The 21,293-nt window shown below is 37.5% G+C and carries 15 protein-coding genes and 1 pseudogene; 10 read left to right on the top strand and 6 right to left on the bottom strand.

The genetic code is table 11. The annotated features are described in order from the left end of the window. Nucleotides 1-255: 255 nt before the first annotated feature. From NPX98_RS02675 to gmk, 4 genes are all read left to right on the top strand, one after another. Nucleotides 256-492, top strand: a complete 237-nt coding sequence (locus NPX98_RS02675; protein WP_269022498.1) for an acyl carrier protein — start codon at nt 256-258, stop codon at nt 490-492. A 109-nt stretch (nt 493-601) separates the two neighbouring features. Beyond that, a complete protein-coding gene (fabF, locus tag NPX98_RS02670; protein WP_269022497.1) occupies nt 602-1,864 on the top strand; it encodes a beta-ketoacyl-ACP synthase II in 1,263 nt (420 codons plus the stop codon). A 91-nt stretch (nt 1,865-1,955) separates the two neighbouring features. Continuing rightward, nucleotides 1,956-3,065: an endolytic transglycosylase MltG gene (gene mltG, locus NPX98_RS02665; protein ID WP_269022496.1), complete on the top strand. Its 1,110-nt coding sequence runs from the start codon at nt 1,956-1,958 to the stop codon at nt 3,063-3,065. Between the two features lie 71 nt (nt 3,066-3,136). Then, entirely contained in the window at nt 3,137-3,820 is a 684-nt protein-coding gene (gmk, locus tag NPX98_RS02660) for a guanylate kinase (protein ID WP_269022494.1), read from the top strand. Nucleotides 3,821-3,848: 28 nt separating this feature from the next. Here gmk and rsmA read toward each other — a convergent pair whose 3' ends face one another. The 3 genes and pseudogenes from rsmA to NPX98_RS02645 form a co-directional block, all read right to left on the bottom strand. After that, the gene (gene rsmA, locus NPX98_RS02655; RefSeq protein ID WP_269022493.1) at nt 3,849-4,682 is read right to left on the bottom strand and encodes a 16S rRNA (adenine(1518)-N(6)/adenine(1519)-N(6))-dimethyltransferase RsmA; all 834 of its coding nucleotides are present in this window, start codon (nt 4,680-4,682) and stop codon (nt 3,849-3,851) included. Continuing rightward, nucleotides 4,673-5,687 (bottom strand): annotated as a pseudogene (pdxA, locus tag NPX98_RS02650) (4-hydroxythreonine-4-phosphate dehydrogenase PdxA). The gene rsmA and the pseudogene pdxA overlap by 10 nt, the downstream one beginning before the upstream one ends. After that, nucleotides 5,687-6,643: a SurA N-terminal domain-containing protein gene (locus NPX98_RS02645; protein ID WP_269022492.1), complete on the bottom strand. Its 957-nt coding sequence runs from the start codon at nt 6,641-6,643 to the stop codon at nt 5,687-5,689. Before NPX98_RS02645 ends, pdxA begins: the two are co-directional and overlap by 1 nt. 1,524 nt (nt 6,644-8,167) lie before the next feature. On the opposite strand from NPX98_RS02645, the gene NPX98_RS02640 reads away from it, so the two are divergent. From NPX98_RS02640 to NPX98_RS02630, 3 genes are read left to right on the top strand one after another with little or no spacing between them, the layout of a single operon-like run. Beyond that, a complete protein-coding gene (locus NPX98_RS02640) occupies nt 8,168-8,614 on the top strand; it encodes a DNA polymerase III subunit chi (RefSeq protein ID WP_269022491.1) in 447 nt (148 codons plus the stop codon). Continuing rightward, complete coding sequence (locus NPX98_RS02635) at nt 8,614-8,793, top strand: hypothetical protein (protein WP_269022490.1); 180 nt, start codon at nt 8,614-8,616, stop codon at nt 8,791-8,793. Before NPX98_RS02640 ends, NPX98_RS02635 begins: the two co-directional genes overlap by 1 nt. After that, the gene (locus tag NPX98_RS02630; RefSeq protein ID WP_269022489.1) at nt 8,783-9,049 is read left to right on the top strand and encodes a hypothetical protein; all 267 of its coding nucleotides are present in this window, start codon (nt 8,783-8,785) and stop codon (nt 9,047-9,049) included. The genes NPX98_RS02635 and NPX98_RS02630 overlap by 11 nt, the downstream gene beginning before the upstream one ends. On the opposite strand, the gene NPX98_RS02625 is transcribed toward NPX98_RS02630, so the two are convergent. Continuing rightward, nucleotides 9,042-10,331 carry an MFS transporter gene (locus NPX98_RS02625; protein WP_269022488.1) on the bottom strand — a complete coding sequence of 430 codons (1,290 nt, stop codon included), beginning with the start codon at nt 10,329-10,331 and terminating at the stop codon, nt 9,042-9,044. The two genes, NPX98_RS02630 and NPX98_RS02625, sit on opposite strands and share 8 nt — an antisense overlap. A 997-nt stretch (nt 10,332-11,328) precedes the next feature. Between NPX98_RS02625 and NPX98_RS02620 the strand changes: the two genes are divergently transcribed. The 3 genes from NPX98_RS02620 to ndk all read left to right on the top strand — a co-directional run bounded on the left by NPX98_RS02620 (nt 11,329) and on the right by ndk (nt 17,963). Further along, nucleotides 11,329-13,806 carry an autotransporter outer membrane beta-barrel domain-containing protein gene (locus NPX98_RS02620; RefSeq protein WP_329957897.1) on the top strand — a complete coding sequence of 826 codons (2,478 nt, stop codon included), beginning with the start codon at nt 11,329-11,331 and terminating at the stop codon, nt 13,804-13,806. 363 nt (nt 13,807-14,169) lie between these two features. Next, nucleotides 14,170-17,103, top strand: coding sequence for a BafA family autotransporter (bafA, locus tag NPX98_RS02615; RefSeq protein WP_269022485.1), 2,934 nt, complete (start codon nt 14,170-14,172; stop codon nt 17,101-17,103). Between the two features lie 437 nt (nt 17,104-17,540). Next, complete coding sequence (gene ndk, locus NPX98_RS02610) at nt 17,541-17,963, top strand: nucleoside-diphosphate kinase (RefSeq protein ID WP_269022484.1); 423 nt, start codon at nt 17,541-17,543, stop codon at nt 17,961-17,963. A gap of 394 nt (nt 17,964-18,357) precedes the next feature. On the opposite strand, the gene pgsA is transcribed toward ndk, so the two are convergent. Together pgsA and uvrC are read right to left on the bottom strand one after the other, a co-directional pair. Next, a complete protein-coding gene (pgsA, locus tag NPX98_RS02605) occupies nt 18,358-18,936 on the bottom strand; it encodes a CDP-diacylglycerol--glycerol-3-phosphate 3-phosphatidyltransferase (RefSeq protein ID WP_269022483.1) in 579 nt (192 codons plus the stop codon). 60 nt (nt 18,937-18,996) lie between these two features. Next, nucleotides 18,997-20,994: an excinuclease ABC subunit UvrC gene (uvrC, locus tag NPX98_RS02600; RefSeq protein WP_269022482.1), complete on the bottom strand. Its 1,998-nt coding sequence runs from the start codon at nt 20,992-20,994 to the stop codon at nt 18,997-18,999. Nucleotides 20,995-21,293: the final 299 nt, after the last annotated feature.

Here is a 21,293-nt window from a genome sequence, read left to right as displayed (position 1 = left end):
TACATTGATTTATGAGCTTTATTATTTTAGATAGGGCTGAATGAAATGAAATAATGTGTTCATTTCTTTATGTGGTAATTGCTTAGATTATATCGAGGTGTTAAATTAGCGCATTTTTAGGGGATGTCTACAGAATGTTCTAAGTTATCGTTAAAATTCTAGGGCAATGCAGCTATCGCTTGATTTGGTGAATCAATATCGCTAACCAAGTCTAGTCGAACAATATAAATTTAAGGATTTCATAAGGATTTCAACATGAGTGATACAGAAGAGCGTGTTAAAAAGATTATCGTAGAGCATCTTGGGGTTGATGCGAGTAAAGTAGTGGAAAGTGCAAGCTTTATTGATGATCTAGGAGCAGATAGCCTTGATACGGTTGAGCTCGTTATGGCTTTTGAAGAAGAGTTTGGTGTAGAAATCCCAGATGAGGCTGCCGAAACGATCTTCACAGTCGGTGATGCTGTAAAGTTTATCGATAAAGCTTCTGCATAATTTTATTGAAGGGCAAAAGCATAGAGTGCTTTTGTCTTGATTCTTTGCTTGGAGCTATTTGTAAATATAGCTTTTAGGGGGGAGTAATGGTCGATTCAAGGTTAAAAATATGAGGCGTGTTGTTGTTACTGGTTTAGGATTGGTATCTCCTTTGGCTGGTGATGTCGAATATAGTTGGAAGCGACTTCTTGAAGGGAAAAGCGGTGTTCGGCGCATCACTGAATTTGATGTGGATGATTTGTCATGCCAGATTGCTGCGCGTATTCCTGTGGGAGATGGGAAAAATGGCACATATAACGCTGATTTGCATATGGAGACTAAAGAGCAGCGTAAGGTTGATCCATTTATTGTGTATGCAATGGCTGCTGCCGATCAAGCACTCGCAGATGCTGAATGGCATCCCGAACGTGATGAAGATCAGATTCACACAGGTGTGATGATTGGTTCAGGTATTGGTGGTGTTGAAGGTATTGTTGAGGCAGGTTATACTCTGCGTGATAAAGGGGCGCGGCGAATTTCTCCCTTTTTTATTCCGGGGCGTTTGATTAATCTTGCTTCTGGTTATGTTGCAATCAAGCATGGCTTGCGAGGTCCTAATCATTCAGTTGTAACGGCTTGTTCGACAGGGGCGCATGCGATTGGTGACGCAGCTCGTTTAATTGCGTTGGGTGATGCAGATGTGATGGTAGCAGGTGGTACAGAATCGCCCGTTAATCGAATATCTCTTGCTGGTTTTGCTGCTTGTAAAGCTCTTTCTACATGCCGTAACGCTGATCCTGAGCATGCATCACGCCCTTATGATAAGGATCGTGATGGTTTTGTTATGGGTGAAGGAGCCGCGGTCGTTATTTTAGAAGAGCTTGAGCACGCAAGAAAGCGAGGCGCTCGTATCTACGCTGAGGTGATAGGCTATGGTTTGTCTGGAGATGCTTATCATATTACAGCTCCTGCAGAAAATGGTGAGGGGGCGCAGCGCAGTATGATAGCTGCTCTTAATCGTGCACAAATAAATGTGTGTGATATTGATTATATTAATGCCCACGGGACATCAACGATGGCCGATGTTATAGAATTGGCCGCTGTTGAACGTGTTTTGGGTAATCATGTCTCAAAAGTATTAATGTCATCCACAAAATCGTCGATTGGGCATTTACTTGGTGCTGCTGGTGCAGCTGAGGCTATTTTTTGCATCTTGGCAATACGGGATAATATAGCTCCGGCGACGATCAATCTTGACAATCCATCGATTGAAACAAAAATTGATCTTGTGCCACATAAACCGCGCGAAAGAAAAATTAATACGGTTCTTTCTAATTCATTTGGTTTTGGTGGAACAAATGCAACTTTGATAATGCGGCGTTTTGGAGAATAGGAATTGTTATTTATTCTTGCCGTTTCTTTAGCTTCTTCTTTATTATAATTTCAACGAGAGACTATAGTGTAGTATATAAAGGTTGATGGTTATGTCCGATGTAAAAAATGAAAGACTATCACAAAGTGTAGGTGATTCTTCATTGAAGCATTCGACAAACGAGCGTGATATGTTAGCACACGAGAAGCAGAAGAAATCACATACTGTGCGCAGTCTATGGGTCATTTTTGGTAATTTATTTCTGATGCTGATTATGATTTCTCTTTTGGCTGTGAGCATTCCTCTTTATATTGGTAAAAATATTTTTGAAGGAAAAGGAAGGGCTGAGAAAGAGCAAGTCGTTTTTATTTCTCCTGGAATGGGTATTCGCGAAATTTCCTTATTGCTTGAAAAACGAGGACTTATTCGATCATCAGATATTTTTGTATATGGAGTTGGTTTCTATCAGAAAACAAAAAGTCTGAAGGCAGGTGAATATTTAATTCCAGCTTATGCTTCTATGCAGGATATTATGGATATTCTTGTAAAAGGGAAATCTATTGAATATACATTTACAGTGCCAGAAGGTTTGACAGTTCAACAGGTTTTTGATCGATTAGCTGCTAATGAAATATTGATTGGTGATCTTCCAGAATTTTTGCCTCCAGAAGGCAGTTTAATGACCGATACTGTGCACTTCGTTCGCGGTACAACACGTGCAGAAATTATACAAAGACTACGTGAAGGACAAACAAAGTTAATTCATGAAATTTGGTCTACTCGTTCACCTGATTTATCTATTAAATCCATTGATGAATTGGTGATATTGGCATCAATTGTTGAAAAAGAAACGGGAATTGCAGCGGAGAGGCCACAAGTAGCGGCCGTATTTCATAATCGTCTTGCTAAACGCATGCGGCTCCAATCCGATCCAACGGTTATTTATGGTATCTTTGGTGGAAAAGGTAAGCCTTCAGATCGTGCGATTTATCGTTCAGATCTTGAAAAGGAAACACCATACAATACCTATAAAATTGATGGATTACCACCAACAGCTATTGCAAATCCAGGTCGTGATTCTTTAAAAGCAGTAGCAAATGCACCTAAAAGTGATGACCTTTATTTTGTCGCTGATGGTTCGGGTGGGCATGTTTTCTCTAAAACTTTAGATGAACATAATGCAAATGTCCGCAAGTGGCACGCGTTAGAGCGGACACGTTAAATCTTTTTAGAATTTGAAACGTCCATTGCTGAAGTTTTAGAAAAGACTTTTAGAAAAAATAGAGTGATATTATGACATTACTTGATAGTGAATTAAGTGTTCCTAACATTGATCGACGTCGTGGTTTTCTATTTATTCTTTCTTCTCCTTCAGGTGCTGGTAAAACAACTCTTTCTAGAGCCTTCATGCAAGATGGAAAATTAGAGTTGTCTATTAGTATGACAACACGACAAAGACGTCCCAGTGAAGTCGATGGTCTTCATTATCACTTCATCTCAAAAAACGAGTTTGAACATAGGCGCGATAGAGATGAGTTTATTGAATGGGCAGAAGTTCACGGAAATTATTATGGAACTTTACGTAAGAGTGTCGAAAATGCATTGATTGCTGGGCGAGATATGTTATTTGATATTGATTATCAAGGTACTGAACAACTGCAAAAAAAAATGCCAGGGGATACTGTATCTGTCTTTATTTTGCCTCCATCAATGAAAGAGCTTGTTTCTCGTTTGCATCGTCGTGCAGAAGATAGTCAAAATATCATCAATTTGCGATTGAATAATGCACGAATAGAGATGCAGCATTGGCGTTCTTACGATTATATTATAATTAATGAGGATTTAAATCAGTCTTTGTTATATATTCAATCAATTTATTTAGCAGAAACAATGAAACGTGAGCGTTGTCACTTTCTTGAGTCTTTCATTGGTGGCCTTATTACTGAAAAGATTGATGAGGGGACTTCTTGTTTATAAGAATCTTCAAATGAGTAGAGTCTAGGTTTTAAACACAAACCAAATTGGCTAAAGCTACAAATTCGGGAATTGAAAGTGTTTCAGCACGACGTGTTCCATCAATTCCGGCTTTTTCTAAGAGTTTTTCACCTCCAATAGTCTTAAGACTTTGACGCAGCATTTTTCGCCTTTGTCCAAAAGCAGCTTTTGTTACTAAGCTTAATTTTTGTGTTGAGCAGGTAAGGGGCTGCAGGCGTGGAATGATATGAACAACAGAAGACGTTACTTTCGGTGCTGGAGTGAAAGCTTGCGGGGAGATATCAAAAGATATTTTAGCTATAGTACGCCAGCCGGCTAATACACTAAGGCGGCTATAGTGAGGGGACTGGGGAACGGCAGTAATGCGTTTAGCAACTTCGCGTTGAAACATTAGTGTCATTGATTCGTAGAAGGGAGGCCATTGTTCTGTCAAAAGCCAGTTTAATAAGAGCTGTGTTCCAATGTTATATGGAAGGTTTGCAATAATACGTGGTTTTTCTGGATATGTTTCAAAGATCTTTGCAAAATCTTGCTGCAAAGCATCATTACAAATAATTTCTAAATTTTGCGGATAGTACTTTTTTATATTTAATAATGCGGGCAGACAGCGCTCATCACATTCTATTGCTGTAACGATGGCACCTTGTGCGAGTAAGGCGCGAGTTAGTCCACCAGGACCTGGACCAACTTCGATAACAGGTTTGTTCTCTAGATTTCCTGCTTGATGGGCTATTTTAGAGGTTAAATTGAGATCAAAAAGAAAATTCTGACCTAGAGCTTTATTAGCTTGCAGTCCATATGTATCAATGATTTCACGGAGAGGAGGCAGATTATCTATTGGCATGTTATCAGATTATTTTTTTGCAAGTTGATTTGCAAGTTGAAGAGCGGCAATAAAGCTTTCAGGAGATGCTATTCCTTTATGAGCAATATCAAAAGCAGTTCCATGATCTGGAGATGTTCGGATAAAAGGAAGTCCTAAGGTGATATTGACAGTAGTATCAAAATCCAATGTTTTAACAGGAATAAGGGCTTGATCGTGATACATACAAAGAGCAACATCATATGCTTTCCTTGCTTGTTCATGGAACATTGTATCAGAAGATAGGGGACCTACAATATTTAGTCCTTTGTTTTTGAGATATTCAATGGCAGGAGCAATAATTTCAATATCTTCTTTTCCCATTTCCCCTTCTTCTCCAGCATGAGGATTAAGACCAGCTACAGCTAAACGGGGTGAAGTTATAGAAAATCGTGTTTTTAAATCATGTTCAACAATTAATGCAGTTTGGATGATTAAGTCACGGGAGAGGTATGAAGGAACTTCATTGAGTGGGATATGAACAGTAATTGGCACTGTTTTTAATTGAGGTCCATATAACATCATAACTGGATGATATTGTTTATTGAAAAGCTTATGAGCAAGATGGGCAAGAAATTCGGTATGTCCTGGAAATTTAAATCCAGCATCATAAAGGCTTTTTTTTGCAATAGGACAAGTAATGAGTGCACGCGCACGACCACTTTGAAGCAATTGAACACTGTGTTCGATTGCTTCAATGATTCCAGCAGCATTTTTGAATGAAGGTAATCCCAATTGGTCGCTTTGCCGGTTTTTTAATGGCATGACAGGAAGAGCAGTTTGAAAATTTTTTACAAGATTTTCTCTAAAAACAATTTCTATATCAACTTTTAGCTGCAAAAAACGAGCTCTTGAACGGATAACTTCAGGATCGGCCAAAAGAACAAAATGCGGAATATGACGTATGTTACGCATACTCCACGCTTTTATAGCGACTTCAGGGCCAATACCAGCTGGATCACCACTGCTAACAACGAGCGAAGACATTATGATTTTTGAATATGCGCTGTTTTTCGCAATTCTTTCAAATATTTTTCGCTTAGAGCTTCAAGCTTTTGGGGATTAAGTTTTTTACTATCTTCAATAGAAAATATAAGCTGGGCAACGCGATCATCAGAAACTCTTTTTATTTGACAGACAGCAAGAGTCTCAATCCCAAGTGGTGTTTGCTGTAGTTTAGTCATTTTTCCAACAGGTGTTTCAAGGATGGCTTGTGCCCACTGCTTAGGAAGTTGTGGTTCTAAAAATTTTCCTAAATTGCGGACAGTAACATCTAATATGCCTTTTGTTTGGCTTGTAATGTTATTACATCCCTGAAAATGTGTACGGAAATTATTTGCTTCTTGTATACGTTTTTGTGTAATTTCTGAACGACGATGTGCAGGAACAACAAAAATAACTTGTTGTATTGTATACTCGTTTGTTGAAGGTTTTACGCCGCCATTTTGTAATATTCTGTGTGCGGTTTCTTGTTCGGTAAGATGACCATTTTCAGCTTGATAACGGGCGTGAACAAGACGTCCCCATCCTATTTGTCCGCGGATATATTCTCTAAAATGCTCCACGGTGATATCGGATTGGATCAGAATTTCTTTGAATTGTTCCACAGTTATATTATTTTGTTCTGCAAAATTCCCAAAAGCATTCTCAATGTCATTATCATCGACATCAACATTACGGCGCTTTATTTCAATGTTTTTAAGCATTTCCTCAATAAGCTCATTTTTGGCTTTATCAACAAGGTTTCCACCTTTTTGTTGTAATTTGAGAAAAGCAACACGTCTTTGAATATCATAATTTGTGATAGGATTTCCATTGACCGTAACGGCAATTGCCGTCTGAGCAGATACAGACTGTATAACAAATGTGTTTAAAGAGAGATTACTTATGCTCAAAGCTGCGATAAAAAATAAGGCACAAGTACCATTTTTAAATTTGTTCATGTTAACCAGCCTTTGTATTGTTTTAACCAACTGTCATTGATATTAAAATATACGTCTTTCTACATGAAAACAATGACAAGTTGAAGAATCCTTTTTTATAAATCTGATTTTATTTTTTCCAATATCTGTGACTTTACGCAAGGATAGAGAAAAATTAAAGTTCTGCAAAGGTGTATTTTTCCTGGTGTTGATAGCCAAATATTATGCTGAAATATTTATCTGTGTTTATCGCTCGTTTTACGAATGTGCTAGATGTGGAATCATAACGAGCATTTTTATTTTAGACCAATAGCCAAAAAAAATTAAGATCAGTTTGAAAATAAATTTCTTGGCAATCTTGTGTACATTCATAAATTTGGGTTGGTCTTGGATATATGCATATCGCATCGACACCTCAATGTTTGGCCATTTTTGTGATATTTTTCATTCTCTGCAGTAGATTCTACCGATTTTGTTATCAAAATGTCCAAGAGATAGTATGAAAACAACTATCATGAATTACAACATAGTCTGAATGTATTGTTTTAAGGCTAGAATTAGTGTTTACGTTGATGAAGTTTTTTCTGAAAAGCATTTGAATGGTATCAGTAAGTTTTACTAGGGCATCACTCTTGCGATTTGTCAATAGCATGAAAAAATAAACACACTAATCTCTATCGGAATGATATAGTAAGCAAAATCGTTTATCTATTTTTGAAAGCTACTTTTGTGAATAAAAAGACTAATGAGGTCGAAATGGGGGGGGGCTAGCACTTTTCTCATATTAAAGCGTGTTGGGGGAGGTGATAAATTTAGAGATAGAAAAGGATGTTCGTGAGGCAAGAATAGCCAGAATAAGAATTGGTTTAATAGCCACTTTTAGATAAGTTAGGTCATTGATATAGCTAATTTGGAATCTTGTTTCATTGTTGGAAGAATGATTGTAATAGCAATCATTAGTGAAAATGGAGTGAAGATAAATAACAGAAGGAATCAATAAAAATAATAAAGTATAAAGCTGTTTGGAATTTTTGTCCGCTCACTGTGAAAAAAATCGATTTGTGCAGGAATTTTCAATGCTCAGCGAATATTGCAATCATTAGAGCGATAACATAGAATGAACACATTTCATGATGTATCGCTCAGTAATATGTATGAATTATGATGATACCTTCAGTTTTGAATTTTAAAGCAGGTCTCTGTAATACGCCAGATTAAGATTATACTTAAAATCTAAAGACTATTTTTATGTGTGTGCATATTTTCTTCTAGTCATTCATAGAAGACGGTTCATTAATTTAGCCGTCTATTATGTTGTCTTTTCAAATGTGGTGAGAAGAGAAGTTTTGAAAAATAGAGTAGACTTTATTTATTCACCTAAATAATTGTACTTCTCTTTTATTGTTTAACGCATATTGAATACGATATGATGTATACGATAGTAAGAAGAAAAATCATTCTAGCTTAGGTTATTCCTTTACGTATCTGGAAAATAGCAATCTTTCAAAAAGGGTGTAGGCTTTTTATGAAGTGAGGGTTAAGACAGTGGATATTCTTTTCTATCATTTGACGCAGTCAAGTTTAGAAGATACTTTGCCAGTGCTTGTGGAGCGTGCGCTGGCTCGCTTTGGTCGAGTAACAATTCAATGTCTGACTAAAGAACAGTGTAATGCTATAGATGCTCGTTTATGGGTTTATGCTGATGAAGCATTCATTGGACATGGAACTGAATGTGATAAATATCCAAATTTGCAACCTGTATTTCTCACTACAGGTCAGGAAAATCCGAATAATTCGAAAGTGCGTTTCCTCATAGAGGGAGCAATTTGTTCGGATATTAATATGTACCAACGGCTTGTTGTTATGTTTGATGGTCGTAATAATGCGCATTTAGATCTCATTCGTGCACAATGGAAAGCATATAAAGCAGAAAATCATAATTTGATTTATTGGCAGCAGAATGAAAATCGCTGTTGGGAGAAGCGGGGTTGATGCACTTAATATCTGTTATTTTAATTTTTATTAGTATTATAGGAATAATTAATCCGTGGCTCTTTATTGCGGAAGGATCAGGGGGAGGCCGTTGGGTTTTTATTGTGATTTTTTTTCTGGGAACTATGAAAATATGGTCTGCAATTAAAATACTTAAACGGAATAAAGATGATGATTGATCGAATTTTGCTTCTTATATGGGCAGTTATGTTATCATTTCTTTGTGTTGCATGGTTGGGTACAACGCATATCCTATCGCAAATATTTCCTGTCATTTATATCAGTAATGTCGCAGATGTTTTGTTCTTTTTTCTTTGTGCATTTTTTTCTGGAATATTGTGGTGGAAGGTTCCTCGACCTATGCCTTTAAAAATGAAGCTGGTGGCATTTTTGCCTCCAGCATTCATTTTATTGTTTTTTATGATATTTAGTTAGATATTTCTTCATTCGTAAATCCAACGAAGCAAAGCAGTGAAATAAAAGCAGAAAGAAGAAGATAATAGCCAACATAAGCAGTACCAAAATTCTGCACGAGGTACTCTGCAATATAAGGCGCAATGGATGCACCTACGATACCGGATAAGTTAAAGACTACAGATGAACCGGTGTATCGAACTTCTGTCGGGAATGGTGAAGCAAGGACAGCACCGAGTGGACCGTAGGTGAGACCCATGAGCCCTAAGCCAATGGCAGACATTGCAACAACACCTAAAATTCCACAATTCAGGAAATAAGGAATAGCAAAAGAATAAGCACCGATGAGTATCGTTATCCAAATCATCAAAGTTCTGCGTTGAATCCGATCAGCGAGTTTTCCAGTTAAAAGGACACCAAGTCCACAGCAAACAGCACCTGCCATTTCTATTTCAAGGGCTTGAGTAAACGATAATTGCAGGTGATTTGTTGCATAACTTAATAAATAAGCGGTGACCAAATAAAACAAAACAAATGTTACCATGCCTGCAAATGTACCAAGGAATAAGATCCGTGAACATTTAAGGAATACATGCACTATAGGTAGTTTGATACGCTCTTCACGATCCATAGTTTTCTTAAACTCAGATGTTTCATTGATCGAAAGACGTACCCATAATCCCACCATCATAGGAAGAGATGAGAGAATGAAAGGAACGCGCCACCCCCACGCAATAATTTGGTCATTATCAAGCCAGCTCGACAAACCCAAATAAGCTATAATAGATAAAAACAGGCCAAATGGTACTCCTAATTGTGGAAACATTGCATACCAACCACGTTTTTCTGGTGGAGCATTTTCTGTTGCGAGCAAAACAGCTCCCCCCCATTCACCTCCTAATCCGATTCCTTGACCAATACGACAAATGGTTAAAAGTAAGGGCGCGATCCAACCTGCAGTTTCATATGTGGGAAGGATACCGATGATAACTGTTGAAATACCCATCGTAAGAAGAGCTGCGATAAGTGTTGCTTTTCTTCCAATTTTATCACCAAAATGCCCGAAAATAACGGATCCAAGAGGGCGTGAAAAAAAGGCAGCACCGAATACAAGGAAAGATTGCAAAATAGCAAGTTGCTCATTTTGGGTTGGAAAAAATACATAAGGAAATATGAGAGCTGCAGCCGTTACAAAAACATAAAAATCAAAATATTCAATTGTTGTGCCAATAACGCTTGCAAATAAAATCCGACCGGGTGAATTTCCTTGGCTTGTGCTTTGTTCTTTTACACCTATAGACATGAATGGAATTCCCTTTATTAATATTAAATTATAAAACTAATATTTGATGATTATAAAATTTCATACTGAATTATTATAAAAAATTCATACTAAATGTCGAGTCGGTATCATTATATTTAAAGTATATTCGAACAATAATAGGTATGAATGATTATATCATAAGTGTTTCAGGCTGTTTATTTAATTTTGTAAATGTTATCGATTTCGGTATTAAAATTAAAAAATTACGCAGTGAAATTGAATAATCTATTGGGTACGAATTTATCTAGGTGGCGATGTTGCATGAATGGCTTATGTCACCACAGCGACTCAGTCTGCATAAGCATATAGTACAGACTGTTTGACAGTTAATAAGCAGCATTAATTTATCACTGACTTGTCAGGCAATGCTAGTAATTAGATATTAGTTTGAATAGTTCTATCAGTAACAACTTAATACTTCATGGGGAGTCTCAATTATCTTAAAGGTCAGAAAAGAGAGCATTCGCTTCAAGGTAATTTGGATATAAACTTATAGTTTCTAAGTTTGCATATGTGTTTTGTTTTCTGATTAGCTTAAGATGAAACGTTATTTACGTACGGTAAATACTCACTGGTTAGAGCAAAATCTTTGATCTTGAATAATGTAGATGCGTTATTTCATAATAAATTGTATGTGGTGTTGTGTATTGTTTTCTGCATTTCTCTTTGATGAATAGCATTTAAGAGATACGTTTTGAAATAATATAGGGTGTACTCTCCTCTGCTTTTTACTCAAAAAAGCTATGATAAGGTGGGAAGAATAGATTTTGTTTTCGACAGATTGCAGATTAATGATGCGTTAAAAAAATATTACAAGTGTCGGTTGAAATATGATGTTGCAAATCTACTTACGTCTAATGTCTTCTCAGACATAGATAGTAAGGATACGGTTATGCAATATAAGTGGAAATTAGGTTGTTTGGCACTCATAATGGGTAATTATTTTGCATCAAATGCAGGTGCAGACGAAAACAAAATGAGGCATTTATATCAGTTTCTAAGCGATGGTATAAATACAAAAATACCTCATACAACAACATCTCATTATCAATGTAATAGAGGGGAGGAAGCAGAGCAATGTGTACAGGTTATGTTATCTGGAAATAAGATCACTATAACAACTCGTCAGCCGCCAAGTTTTTTAGAGACTATTGATAGCATGACTCTGGGTGAAAATATGAAAATTCTTAGAGTCCATAAGCCTGATGGCAATATTGATTCCGAGGATGGCTACAGTGTGGGAGAAGACAATATTACAATTTTTAGAGATCGTGCGATCATCATTGTTAAAGGAGAAAGTCTGAAAAATTATACGATTAGTGGTAAGGATAGAGTTTATGTTTCCGGTAATAACTATGTTTCCAGTAATAATCTTGTAGTAGGGCATTCCATTGCAAATACGGTGAAGGACGGTGGAGAGCTTCATATCCATGGAGGTGGTGAGGGTCGAGAGACCGTCATTAAGGGTGGTGGTTATGAAATTGTTGAAGCTTCCAATGAAGAACAAGGCTTTTCAAGAGAGACAGTTATTCATGTCGGTGGAGAGCAAAGAGTTGAAAATGGAGGGTTGGTAGACAAAGTTCAAATTCACGGTGGTGTGCAACGCGTTTTTGGAGCAGGTGTTGTTTGGGGTGAAGGGATAAGCAGCAAGGCTTATAATACTGTGATTGATGGTGAAAATGGGAGAGTGGGACAGCAGATCGTATATAATGACGGAGAGGCTTGGTATACGCAAGTTAGAGAGAGAGGAATACAAATTGTTGGTAAAGAAGAAGCGGCAGACAGAGGCGGTTATGTAATAGATACTACAATTTCTGGTGGTGGAAAACAGTATGTTTTAAACGGAGGAACTGCTTTTAATGTTACTTTAAATGAAAATGCTATTCAAGGAATAAGTGCTGGTGGATATGTGCTCAATCTCATGATTAATGATCAAGCGAGTTCATTGATACAGGCTGGTGCAATATTAGAAGGAAAAACAATCGTTAATGGCTTTGGCAAGGTGTATCTTAATGCTGGAGATAACCAACATAAGACGACACTAGAGGAGGTCATATTAAATGGGAAAGATGCAAAATTATACTTTGTTGCTACTGAAAGAGGAGAAGGTAAAAGTTCTCTGATTAAGAATTTGAGTGGTGATGGTAGCGTTATTTTTACCTCTATTGGTTCTATTCCATATGACTCTCAGCTTCATATCGAAGATCTTTCAGGAAACTTAAATTTCATATTTAATACCGCTATGGTCGATAATCATGATCATTATCTTTCTATTGATAATGGTGCAGGTCATCACACAATAAGTGTTGCGGATTCGGGTGTTGAAATTAAAAATCCTTTTTCACAACGGCGTAATTTAATTATCGATAAAAGGAAAGCAGCTTATTTTACTCTCATAGATTTATCCGGACGAATGATTGATGCTGTTGATGGTGGAGCTTATGTATATGGTTTGAAGGAGAGAACGGATGAAAATGGGAGAATTTGGTATTTGGCTGCGGAACTTGTGCAACAGCCAAATCATAAGGGTTCTGCTTTTGTCACGAGTCCTTCGACGGATGCTGTTTTGTCTATGGCGGTAGTCCCTGGGCTTGTTTTTAATAATGAGCTGCACAATTTGCGTTCTGGAAGAGGAATTCTCGACAGAAATAGGAAAAATACTGCTTTATGGACTTATGCTATCAAGGGTCAAGAACGTATTGCTACAGGTCATACGCATTTCAAGCTTGACCAGACTGGTATCATGTTGGGTGTTGATCGGTTAAGTGAACTAACCAATGGAGAGTTTTATCTTGGTGGTTTTGGTGGTTATGATAAAGCACGCATTGCTCATAAACGGGGTGGTGTTAGCAATATGGATGTTTATAGCATGGGAGCTTATGCGACTTATTTTGATAATCGTGGGTGGTATTTAGACGGTGTTTTGAAATATAATCATTACCAAAATAATCTTAAAGCTGTTTCAACGAATGGCTTAGGTTTCCAAGGCGATTATAAGCAATGGGCAATTGGTACATTATTTGAAGCAGGTTATCGTTTTCAGATGAATCGCGACACTTGGGCACAGCCTTATGGTCAATTAACTTGGTCACAGGTTGAAGGCCAAAAGGTAAAACTCTCAAATGATATGATAGGTAATGGTGATGCGTTTATCTCCTTACGCAATGAATTCGGATTATCTGTTGGGCATGAATTTGATTTAGGGCGTGATGCTTCATTAATGACTTATGTTACGGCTGCTTGGTTGCATGAGTATATAGATACAAATCGTACGACGATTAATAAACAGCATCAATTTACCACTGATTTGTCAGGTAATGCTGGTAAAATAGGGATTGGTTTGAATAGTTCTATCAGTAATAATTTAACATTTTATGGGGAAGCTCATTATCTTAAAGGTCAGAAAAGAGAGCATTCGCTTCAAGGTAATTTGGGTATACGCTATCGTTTCTAAATTTGTATATGTGTTTGTTCTTTGATCAATTCGGGATGAGAGTTATTCTATGCATGTTAACGCTCAATAATTAAAAGATAAACTTTTGGAATATATGGGGGGAGGGGCTGGTTCTGTATTTCATTAAATAATTTCTCTCTTTGATCATTTTTGCACATTGTATCTTTGTTTAAAGATACAATGTGCATTTTGTTTTTCAATCTTATTTTTTGAAAGCCTACACCGCTTTTATAGCCATTTATTAGAGACTATTATTCTATAAACAAGTATATCTCGACATAAATAGAACACATTATGATATAAATAGAAGATATTTAGTCATTGCGGGGTGTTCGTTCAATTCTTTATGACGGGGTATTGATCATGCAGTATACATGTAAATTAAGTTTTTCCGCATTAATAATTAGTAGCTGTTTGGTACAAGTTACAAGTGCAGATGAAAACGCGAATAAGTCTCTAAAAATTATGAAAATGAGTAGTGGATTTAGTAGTGGAGTGGTGGGGGAAGTTTCCGCACTTATTACACGTCCTGATAGAAATGCAGGTATCAGTAGTGATGTTGCGCTTGAAGGTGGTAATATAGAGATTGTTGAGAATGGAGGAATTTCTACGAAGACGCATGTTAAAATAGGAGGGATCCAAATCGTTACACGTGGAGGAACATCAATGAACACTACAGTTTTGGGTGGTCGGCAATTTGTTTTTGAGGAGGGGGCTGTAAAGATTGAAGGAAGAAATAAGTCAAGCAGTGCCTATGACGCTGTAATTTATGGGCATAATGGAACAACAGGGCAGCAGAATATATACGACAATGCAACGGCTTGGAATACTCAAGTTAAGAGTGGAGGAGAACAAAATCTTTATCAAGGACAGAGATACATAAAAGGAGGAGGTATTGCACAGAAGACTACGGTTTTTGAGAATGGTCGGCAGCATGTTTTAGAGGGGGGTAAAGCTTATGATGTTACTTTAAATAAGGGTGCTACTCAAATAGTATATCCTGGAGGATATGTAAAAAATCTAGAGGTTAAAGATGGCGCCCACTCATGGGTGTATGGTGGTGGGGAATTAGAAGGAATAGTGCAAGTCGCTCAAGGAGGACATCTTCATTTGTATGCGGGTGATACAATAAGACATATCACAAAAGAAAGAATTTTTATAGAACATCGGCCGCCAGAAGAATTATTTGCTGTTGGTGAGCAGAGTAGCGAAGATAATTCTCGGGTTATTATTGACAATTTAACAGGAAAAGGAGGAACTGTTAGTTTTTCCTCGGTTCAGTATGAAACACGTCCCTTGCAGCTTTATGTTGATAATCTTTTAGGTCAGTTACATTTTAATTTCAATATCAGTTCTACAGGGCAGCACGACTACCTAATCGTTGAAAATGGTTCCGGTAACCACACAGTAGGCATAGCCGATTCTGGTGTTGAAATTGCAGATTTTTTTGTACGAAAGCATGATGTTATTACTGAAATTAATTTAATTCATGAAAAAAGTGGAAACGCAAATTTTACTCTAGCAAATCGTTCTGGTAACATAATTGGTTCGGTAGATATCGGAACATATATGTATAGCTTGAATAAAAGAGAAAAAGGTGAAGAGGAAAGAATCTGGTATTTGGGTTTGAGCGCTGGTGAGCATCGGCGTTCGGGTTCTTCTTCTCAGCGAAGGAGTAAGAATTCACGAGGTTTTTCTTCTTTAACAACCTCAGCTGCTGGTGTGAACACCCGTGAGGTGTTACGTAGTCCTAGTCAAAGCCGTCCTCCACGACATTTAACTCAGGAGAATCCCGTTTCCGTTGCTTCAGCTGCACCATCTTTGGAAGATAAAACTTTGGAGCTTAATCAGGAACAGCAAATTGCTGCTCTTTCGGCTGCGTCATCTTTAGAAAATCATGAGACTGAGGCACCGAGTCGGAGCCGTCGCTCCCGTCGACATTTAAGTCAGGGTGAGCCAAGTTATGTTCCTTCAGCTGATCAATCAGAGGAAGATCAGCATCCTAGATTAAACCATGACCAGTTGGCTTCCACTCCTTTGGCGGTTTCATATTCGGAATATCAAGTAGATGAGCCATCGCGTCAACAACATTCCAGTTTGCCTGTAAATCAGAATGAGCCGAGCGCTGTTCCTTCAGCTGATCAATCAACGGAAGGTCAGGATTCTAGATTAAACCATGGCCAGTTGGCTTCCGCTTCTTTGGCAGTTTCATATCCGGAATATCAAGTAGATGGGCCACCGCGTCAACAACATTCCAGTTTGCCTGTAAATCAGAATAAGCCGAGCGCTGTTCCTTCAAAGGTCTCATTATCAAAAGATCAATTTTTTGAGTTGCAGAATCAAAACCAGCATTTAAACCAGAAACCGTTGATTTCTGCTTTTGTCACGAGTCCTTCGACGGATGCTGTTTTGTCTATGGCGGTAGTCCCTGGGCTTGTTTTTAATAATGAGTTGCATAGTTTGCGTTCTGGGAGAGGAATTCTCGACAGAAATAGGAAAAATACTGCTTTATGGACTTATGCTATCAAGGGTCAAGAACGTATTGCTACAGGTCATACGCATTTCAAGCTTGACCAGACTGGTGTCATGTTGGGTGTTGATCGGTTAAGTGAACTCACCAATGGAGCGTTTTATCTTGGTGGTTTTGGTGGTTATGATAAAGCACGCATTGCTCATAAACGGGGTGGTGTTAGCAATATGGATGTTTATAGCATGGGAGTTTATGCGACTTATTTTGATAATCGTGGGTGGTATTTAGACGGTGTTTTGAAATATAATCATTACCAAAATAATCTTAAAGCTGTTTCAACGAATGGCTTAGGTTTCCAAGGCGATTATAAGCAATGGGCAATTGGTACATTATTTGAAGCAGGTTATCGTTTTCAGATGAATCGCGACACTTGGGCACAGCCTTATGGTCAATTAACTTGGTCACAGGTTGAAGGTAAGAAGATAAAGCTTTCAAATGGTATGACAGGTGATATCGTTAAATCCAACTCCTTACGCAGTGAAATTGGATTATCTGTCGGGCATGAATTTAATTTAGATAGTAATGCTTCATTAATGACTTATGTTACAGCTGCTTGGTTGCATCAGTATATAGATAGTAACCATACAACGATTAATAAATGGCATCAATTTACCACTGACTTGTCAGACAATGCTGGTAAAATAGGTATTGGTTTGAAGGGTTCTATCAGTGACAATTTAACATTTTATGGGGAAGCTTATTATCTTAAAGGTCAGAAAAGAGAGCATTCGCTTCAAGGTAATTTGGGTATACGCTATCGTTTCTAAATTTGCATATGTGTTTGTTCTTTGATCAATTCGGGATGAGAGTTGTTTTATGCATGTTAAGGCTCAGTGATCAGAGCATAATTCTTGAGGTAATGTGTAAGTACGTTTTTCATCATAGATAATCGTATGCATTGTTGTCTATTATTTTTTTTGCCTTCCCACACGATGAGCAATTGTTGGGGGGGGTGTATTTTTGCATGTTATATGAGTGACTCATATGCGCTTAACATATTTGGTTTTATCATCTCAATCTTCTCCTAAAAATGGAGCAAGATTGAAAGTGTTTTTGAGTAAGCGGGAATGGCGATTGAATACTGCTGAATCACAAAAAAGTATACGATTTTAAAAATTAATGCAGATTTTTTTATGGTTACTTGGCAAAAGACTTTTTGCTCGCTATAGAGCAGCGAGATAATTTTGAAAATAAGGGTGATTAAATGGCCGTAGAACGTACTTTTTCAATGATTAAACCGGATGCAACACGTCGTAATTTGACAGGCGCAATTACAAAAATGCTTGAAGATGCGGGTTTGCGTGTTGTTGCGTCGAAGCGCGTGTGGATGAGTCAGCAGGAGGCTGAAGGATTTTATGCTGTTCATAAAGAGCGTCCATTCTTTGGAGAATTGGTACAATTTATGTCTTCTGGCCCAACAGTTGTACAAGTTTTAGAAGGAGAAAATGCGATTGCTAAAAATCGTGAAGTTATGGGTGCTACGAATCCTTCTGATGCGCAGGAAGGAACAATTCGTAAAGTGCATGCTTTATCGATTAGCGAAAATTCTGTCCATGGTTCAGATAGCGTTGAGTCTGCAAAAACAGAAATAGCTTATTGGTTTTCCGATATTGAAATTGTTGGTTGATTAGAAAATATACAAACAACATAAAATTCCGAAACATTGGTTCGGAATTTTTGTTATAAGTTTAGAGATACATAGATAGGTAAGAACTATCTTGTTAAAAGATATCTCTCTGTATTTTATGATTAAATTGTGTGTTTGTTTGCTTGGCTAGTCATTTTTTGTATCAATTTAACTATTTAGGGTAAGATTTGATTGAGGCTGCATCAGTGTAGAGCTTTCATTCTAGTATCAATTAGAAAACGCAATAAACCGTTAATTTCTTTATTCTGTGTACGTTATGTTCAATTTTATTATTGGCTATTAAAAGTGTAGGATATTTGTAGGGATAATTTTGTATTTTTTGTTTCTTTTCAGTTATGGGGAAAAAAAGCAAAATTTTATCACTTATTTCCTATCAGATAACATGTTTTAAGCCTGCACGAAAATAGTCCCACCCTGTCCACAATGTGAGCAGAGCAGAAATCCAGAGCATAATGATACCAAATTCCATTGTATAAGGAATAATTTTATTACCAGATGGGCCAGCTAAAAGAAATATAATGGCTACCATTTGTACAGAAGTTTTCCATTTTGCGAGGCGAGAAACAGGAACACTGACTTTCAATTCTGCTAAATATTCACGTAATCCTGATACAAGGATTTCGCGGCAAAGAATAATGATAGCTGCCCAAAGTGTCCACCCAGCGATTGTACTATCTGCAGCGAGTAAGAGCAAACAGGCAGATACGAGAAGCTTATCCGCAATGGGATCCAACATGCGGCCGATGTTAGAAGTTTGTTTCCAAATACGGGCGAGATAGCCGTCAAAAAAGTCGGTAATGGATGCAATTACAAAGATGGCAACAGCAGTCCAACGTGCAACATCACTCGATTGTAGTCGTCCTTCAAAAAAAAAGCATGCTACGACCAATGGAACTGCTAAAATTCGCGCATAAGTTAGAATATTGGGGAAAGAAAAAGTATGATTTTTCATAGAGTCATTTTCAGTTTGTTGTGAAGTAAAGCATATTTTGTGGATGTGACAAGATAAAGATTATGAGAAAAGCTTTATTTTTTCATTAAAATGGTTATAAATTTTTCGTGCAATTGCGGTGGAAATGCCTGTAACCTTTGTTAAATCTTCAATAGAAGCGCTAGCAACCGCTTTAGCGCTTCCGAAATGGTTAAGCAAAGCACGCTTTCGAGTTGTGCCTATATTTTTGATTTCATCAAGCGGATTTTTAAATGCGTCTTTTTTTCGTTTTATTCTGTGGCTATCAATTGCAAAACGATGCGCTTCATCGCGTAGACGTTGTAAAAAATAAAGAACAGGATTGCGTGGAGGGAGTGTAAAAGGTCTTTTTCCTTTTATAAAAAAACGTTCACGGCCTGCGTCCCGATCAGCGCCTTTAGCAATGCCGATTGTTGTAACGAGATCATCTAGTCCTAATTCAGATAATATTGTACACACACTATTCATTTGTCCTTCACCACCATCAATTAATATAAGATCAGGCCAAATAGGAAAAGAATCTTTGTCTTCGTCTTTTGTATTGCCTCTATTGGGCAAACCATGCGTTTGGATAAGGCGTGAAAATCTTCTTTTAATAACTTCTTTCATCATACCAAAGTCGTCGCCAGGTGTAATATCGGTCGAGCGAATATTGAATTTGCGATATTGATTTTTAATAAATCCCGTTTGACCAGCAACAATCATGGCACCTACTGCATTTGTGCCCATAATATGCGAATTATCATAGACTTCTATACGGTGTGGAGGATGCGACAGTTGAAATGTTTCCGCAATACCCTGAAGGAGTTTTGTATGTGTTGATGTTTCAGAGAGTTTGCGTCCAAGCGCTTCATGAGCATTGGTATAGGCATGATTCACAAGGGTTTTGCATTCACCCTGTTTGGGTGCGAATAGAGATATTTTGCGATTTGCTTTCAGACTTAACGCTTCTGTAAGAAGCGCTTCTTCTTCAATTGTTTCAGATAAAAGGATGCGCTTTGGAATTGGTTTATCGTCATAGAATTGAGCTAGAAAACTTGCTAAAATTTCAGCACTAGAAAAAGAAGAATCTACTTTTGGAAAATAAGAGCGATTTCCCCAATTTTGTCCCATACGGAAAAAGAAAATTTGAATACAAGTTATTCCTCCCTGTTGAGCAATTGCAAATACATCTGCCTCTTCTACCGTTTGAGGGTTAATACCTTGATGGCTTTGTATATGAGAAAGGGCTGATAACCGGTCACGATAGGCTATGGCTTGTTCAAAATCAAGATTCTCTGCGGCTTTATGCATAGCGTTAGCCATCTCTTTTTTTATGGATTGGCTTTTTCCAGAAAGGAAATCTTTCGCTTTTTTAACTAACGCTATATAGTCGCTATCGCTAACTTCATGTGTGCAAGGGGCTGCGCACCGTTTGATTTGATAAAGTAAACAAGGTCGTGTACGGTTTTCAAGAACTGAATCAGTACAAGTTCGTAATAAAAATACGCGTTGTAGAACATTGATTGTTTGTGTAACCGCTTCAGCAGAGGCAAAAGGACCAAAATAGTGTGCTTTTCGTGTTCGGGCTCCGCGATGTTTGTAAAGTGCAGGTGCTCGATGATCGTCAGTGATAATAATATAAGGAAAGCTTTTATCATCACGCAGTAATATATTAAAACGCGGCTGCAATCTTTTTATTAGATTAGCTTCTAAAAGCAGAGCTTCTGTTTCTGTGTGCGTTACAACAAATTCCATATGATATGTCGCGCGAATCATTCGGACAAGACGGTTATTATGCCCTTGCTCACGGGTATAGCTCGAAACACGCTTTTTTAGATTACGCGCTTTCCCTACATAAAGAATATCACCGTTTTCACTAAACATTCGATAAACCCCCGGCTTAAGGGGAAGATGTTTTGCAAATTCCTGGATAAGTGCGGTACCTTTCATTTTGTTATTATTGTTTTCTTGATGGGTATTGTTCCATACAATATCAGACAGGAAAGCTAGACCCTTTCCTTCATTTTGAGAGCAGAATGTATCATTTTTCAGGCTCATTTGGTCTGTCCAACAATAATATTTTGTGTTTGCCATACGCAAAGTGACTTTTTGTCAAAGTGTTATCATGTTTCAATACACATATTATTTTGTATAAGTAACGCATTATAGCATTAGATTTTGTGATTTTTAGATTATTTTAAAAACTGAGAATTATAAAAATTCTGGGAAACTCTTGGGGTAGCTTTATGAAGGCACTGATTTGGTTGTAGATTGGCTGTAATGGTCAATATAATATCAGATATTTTAAAGTGGTCTGATGAAGCAAAAAATCAAGTCCACGCTGTTGGCTATTATAT

The sequence above is a fragment of the Bartonella sp. A05 genome, assembly GCF_026930145.1.
Classification (GTDB): Bacteria; Pseudomonadota; Alphaproteobacteria; order Rhizobiales; family Rhizobiaceae; genus Bartonella.
The sequence above is the reverse complement of the archived record's forward strand: the minus strand, read 5'-3'. Positions and strand labels throughout refer to the sequence as shown.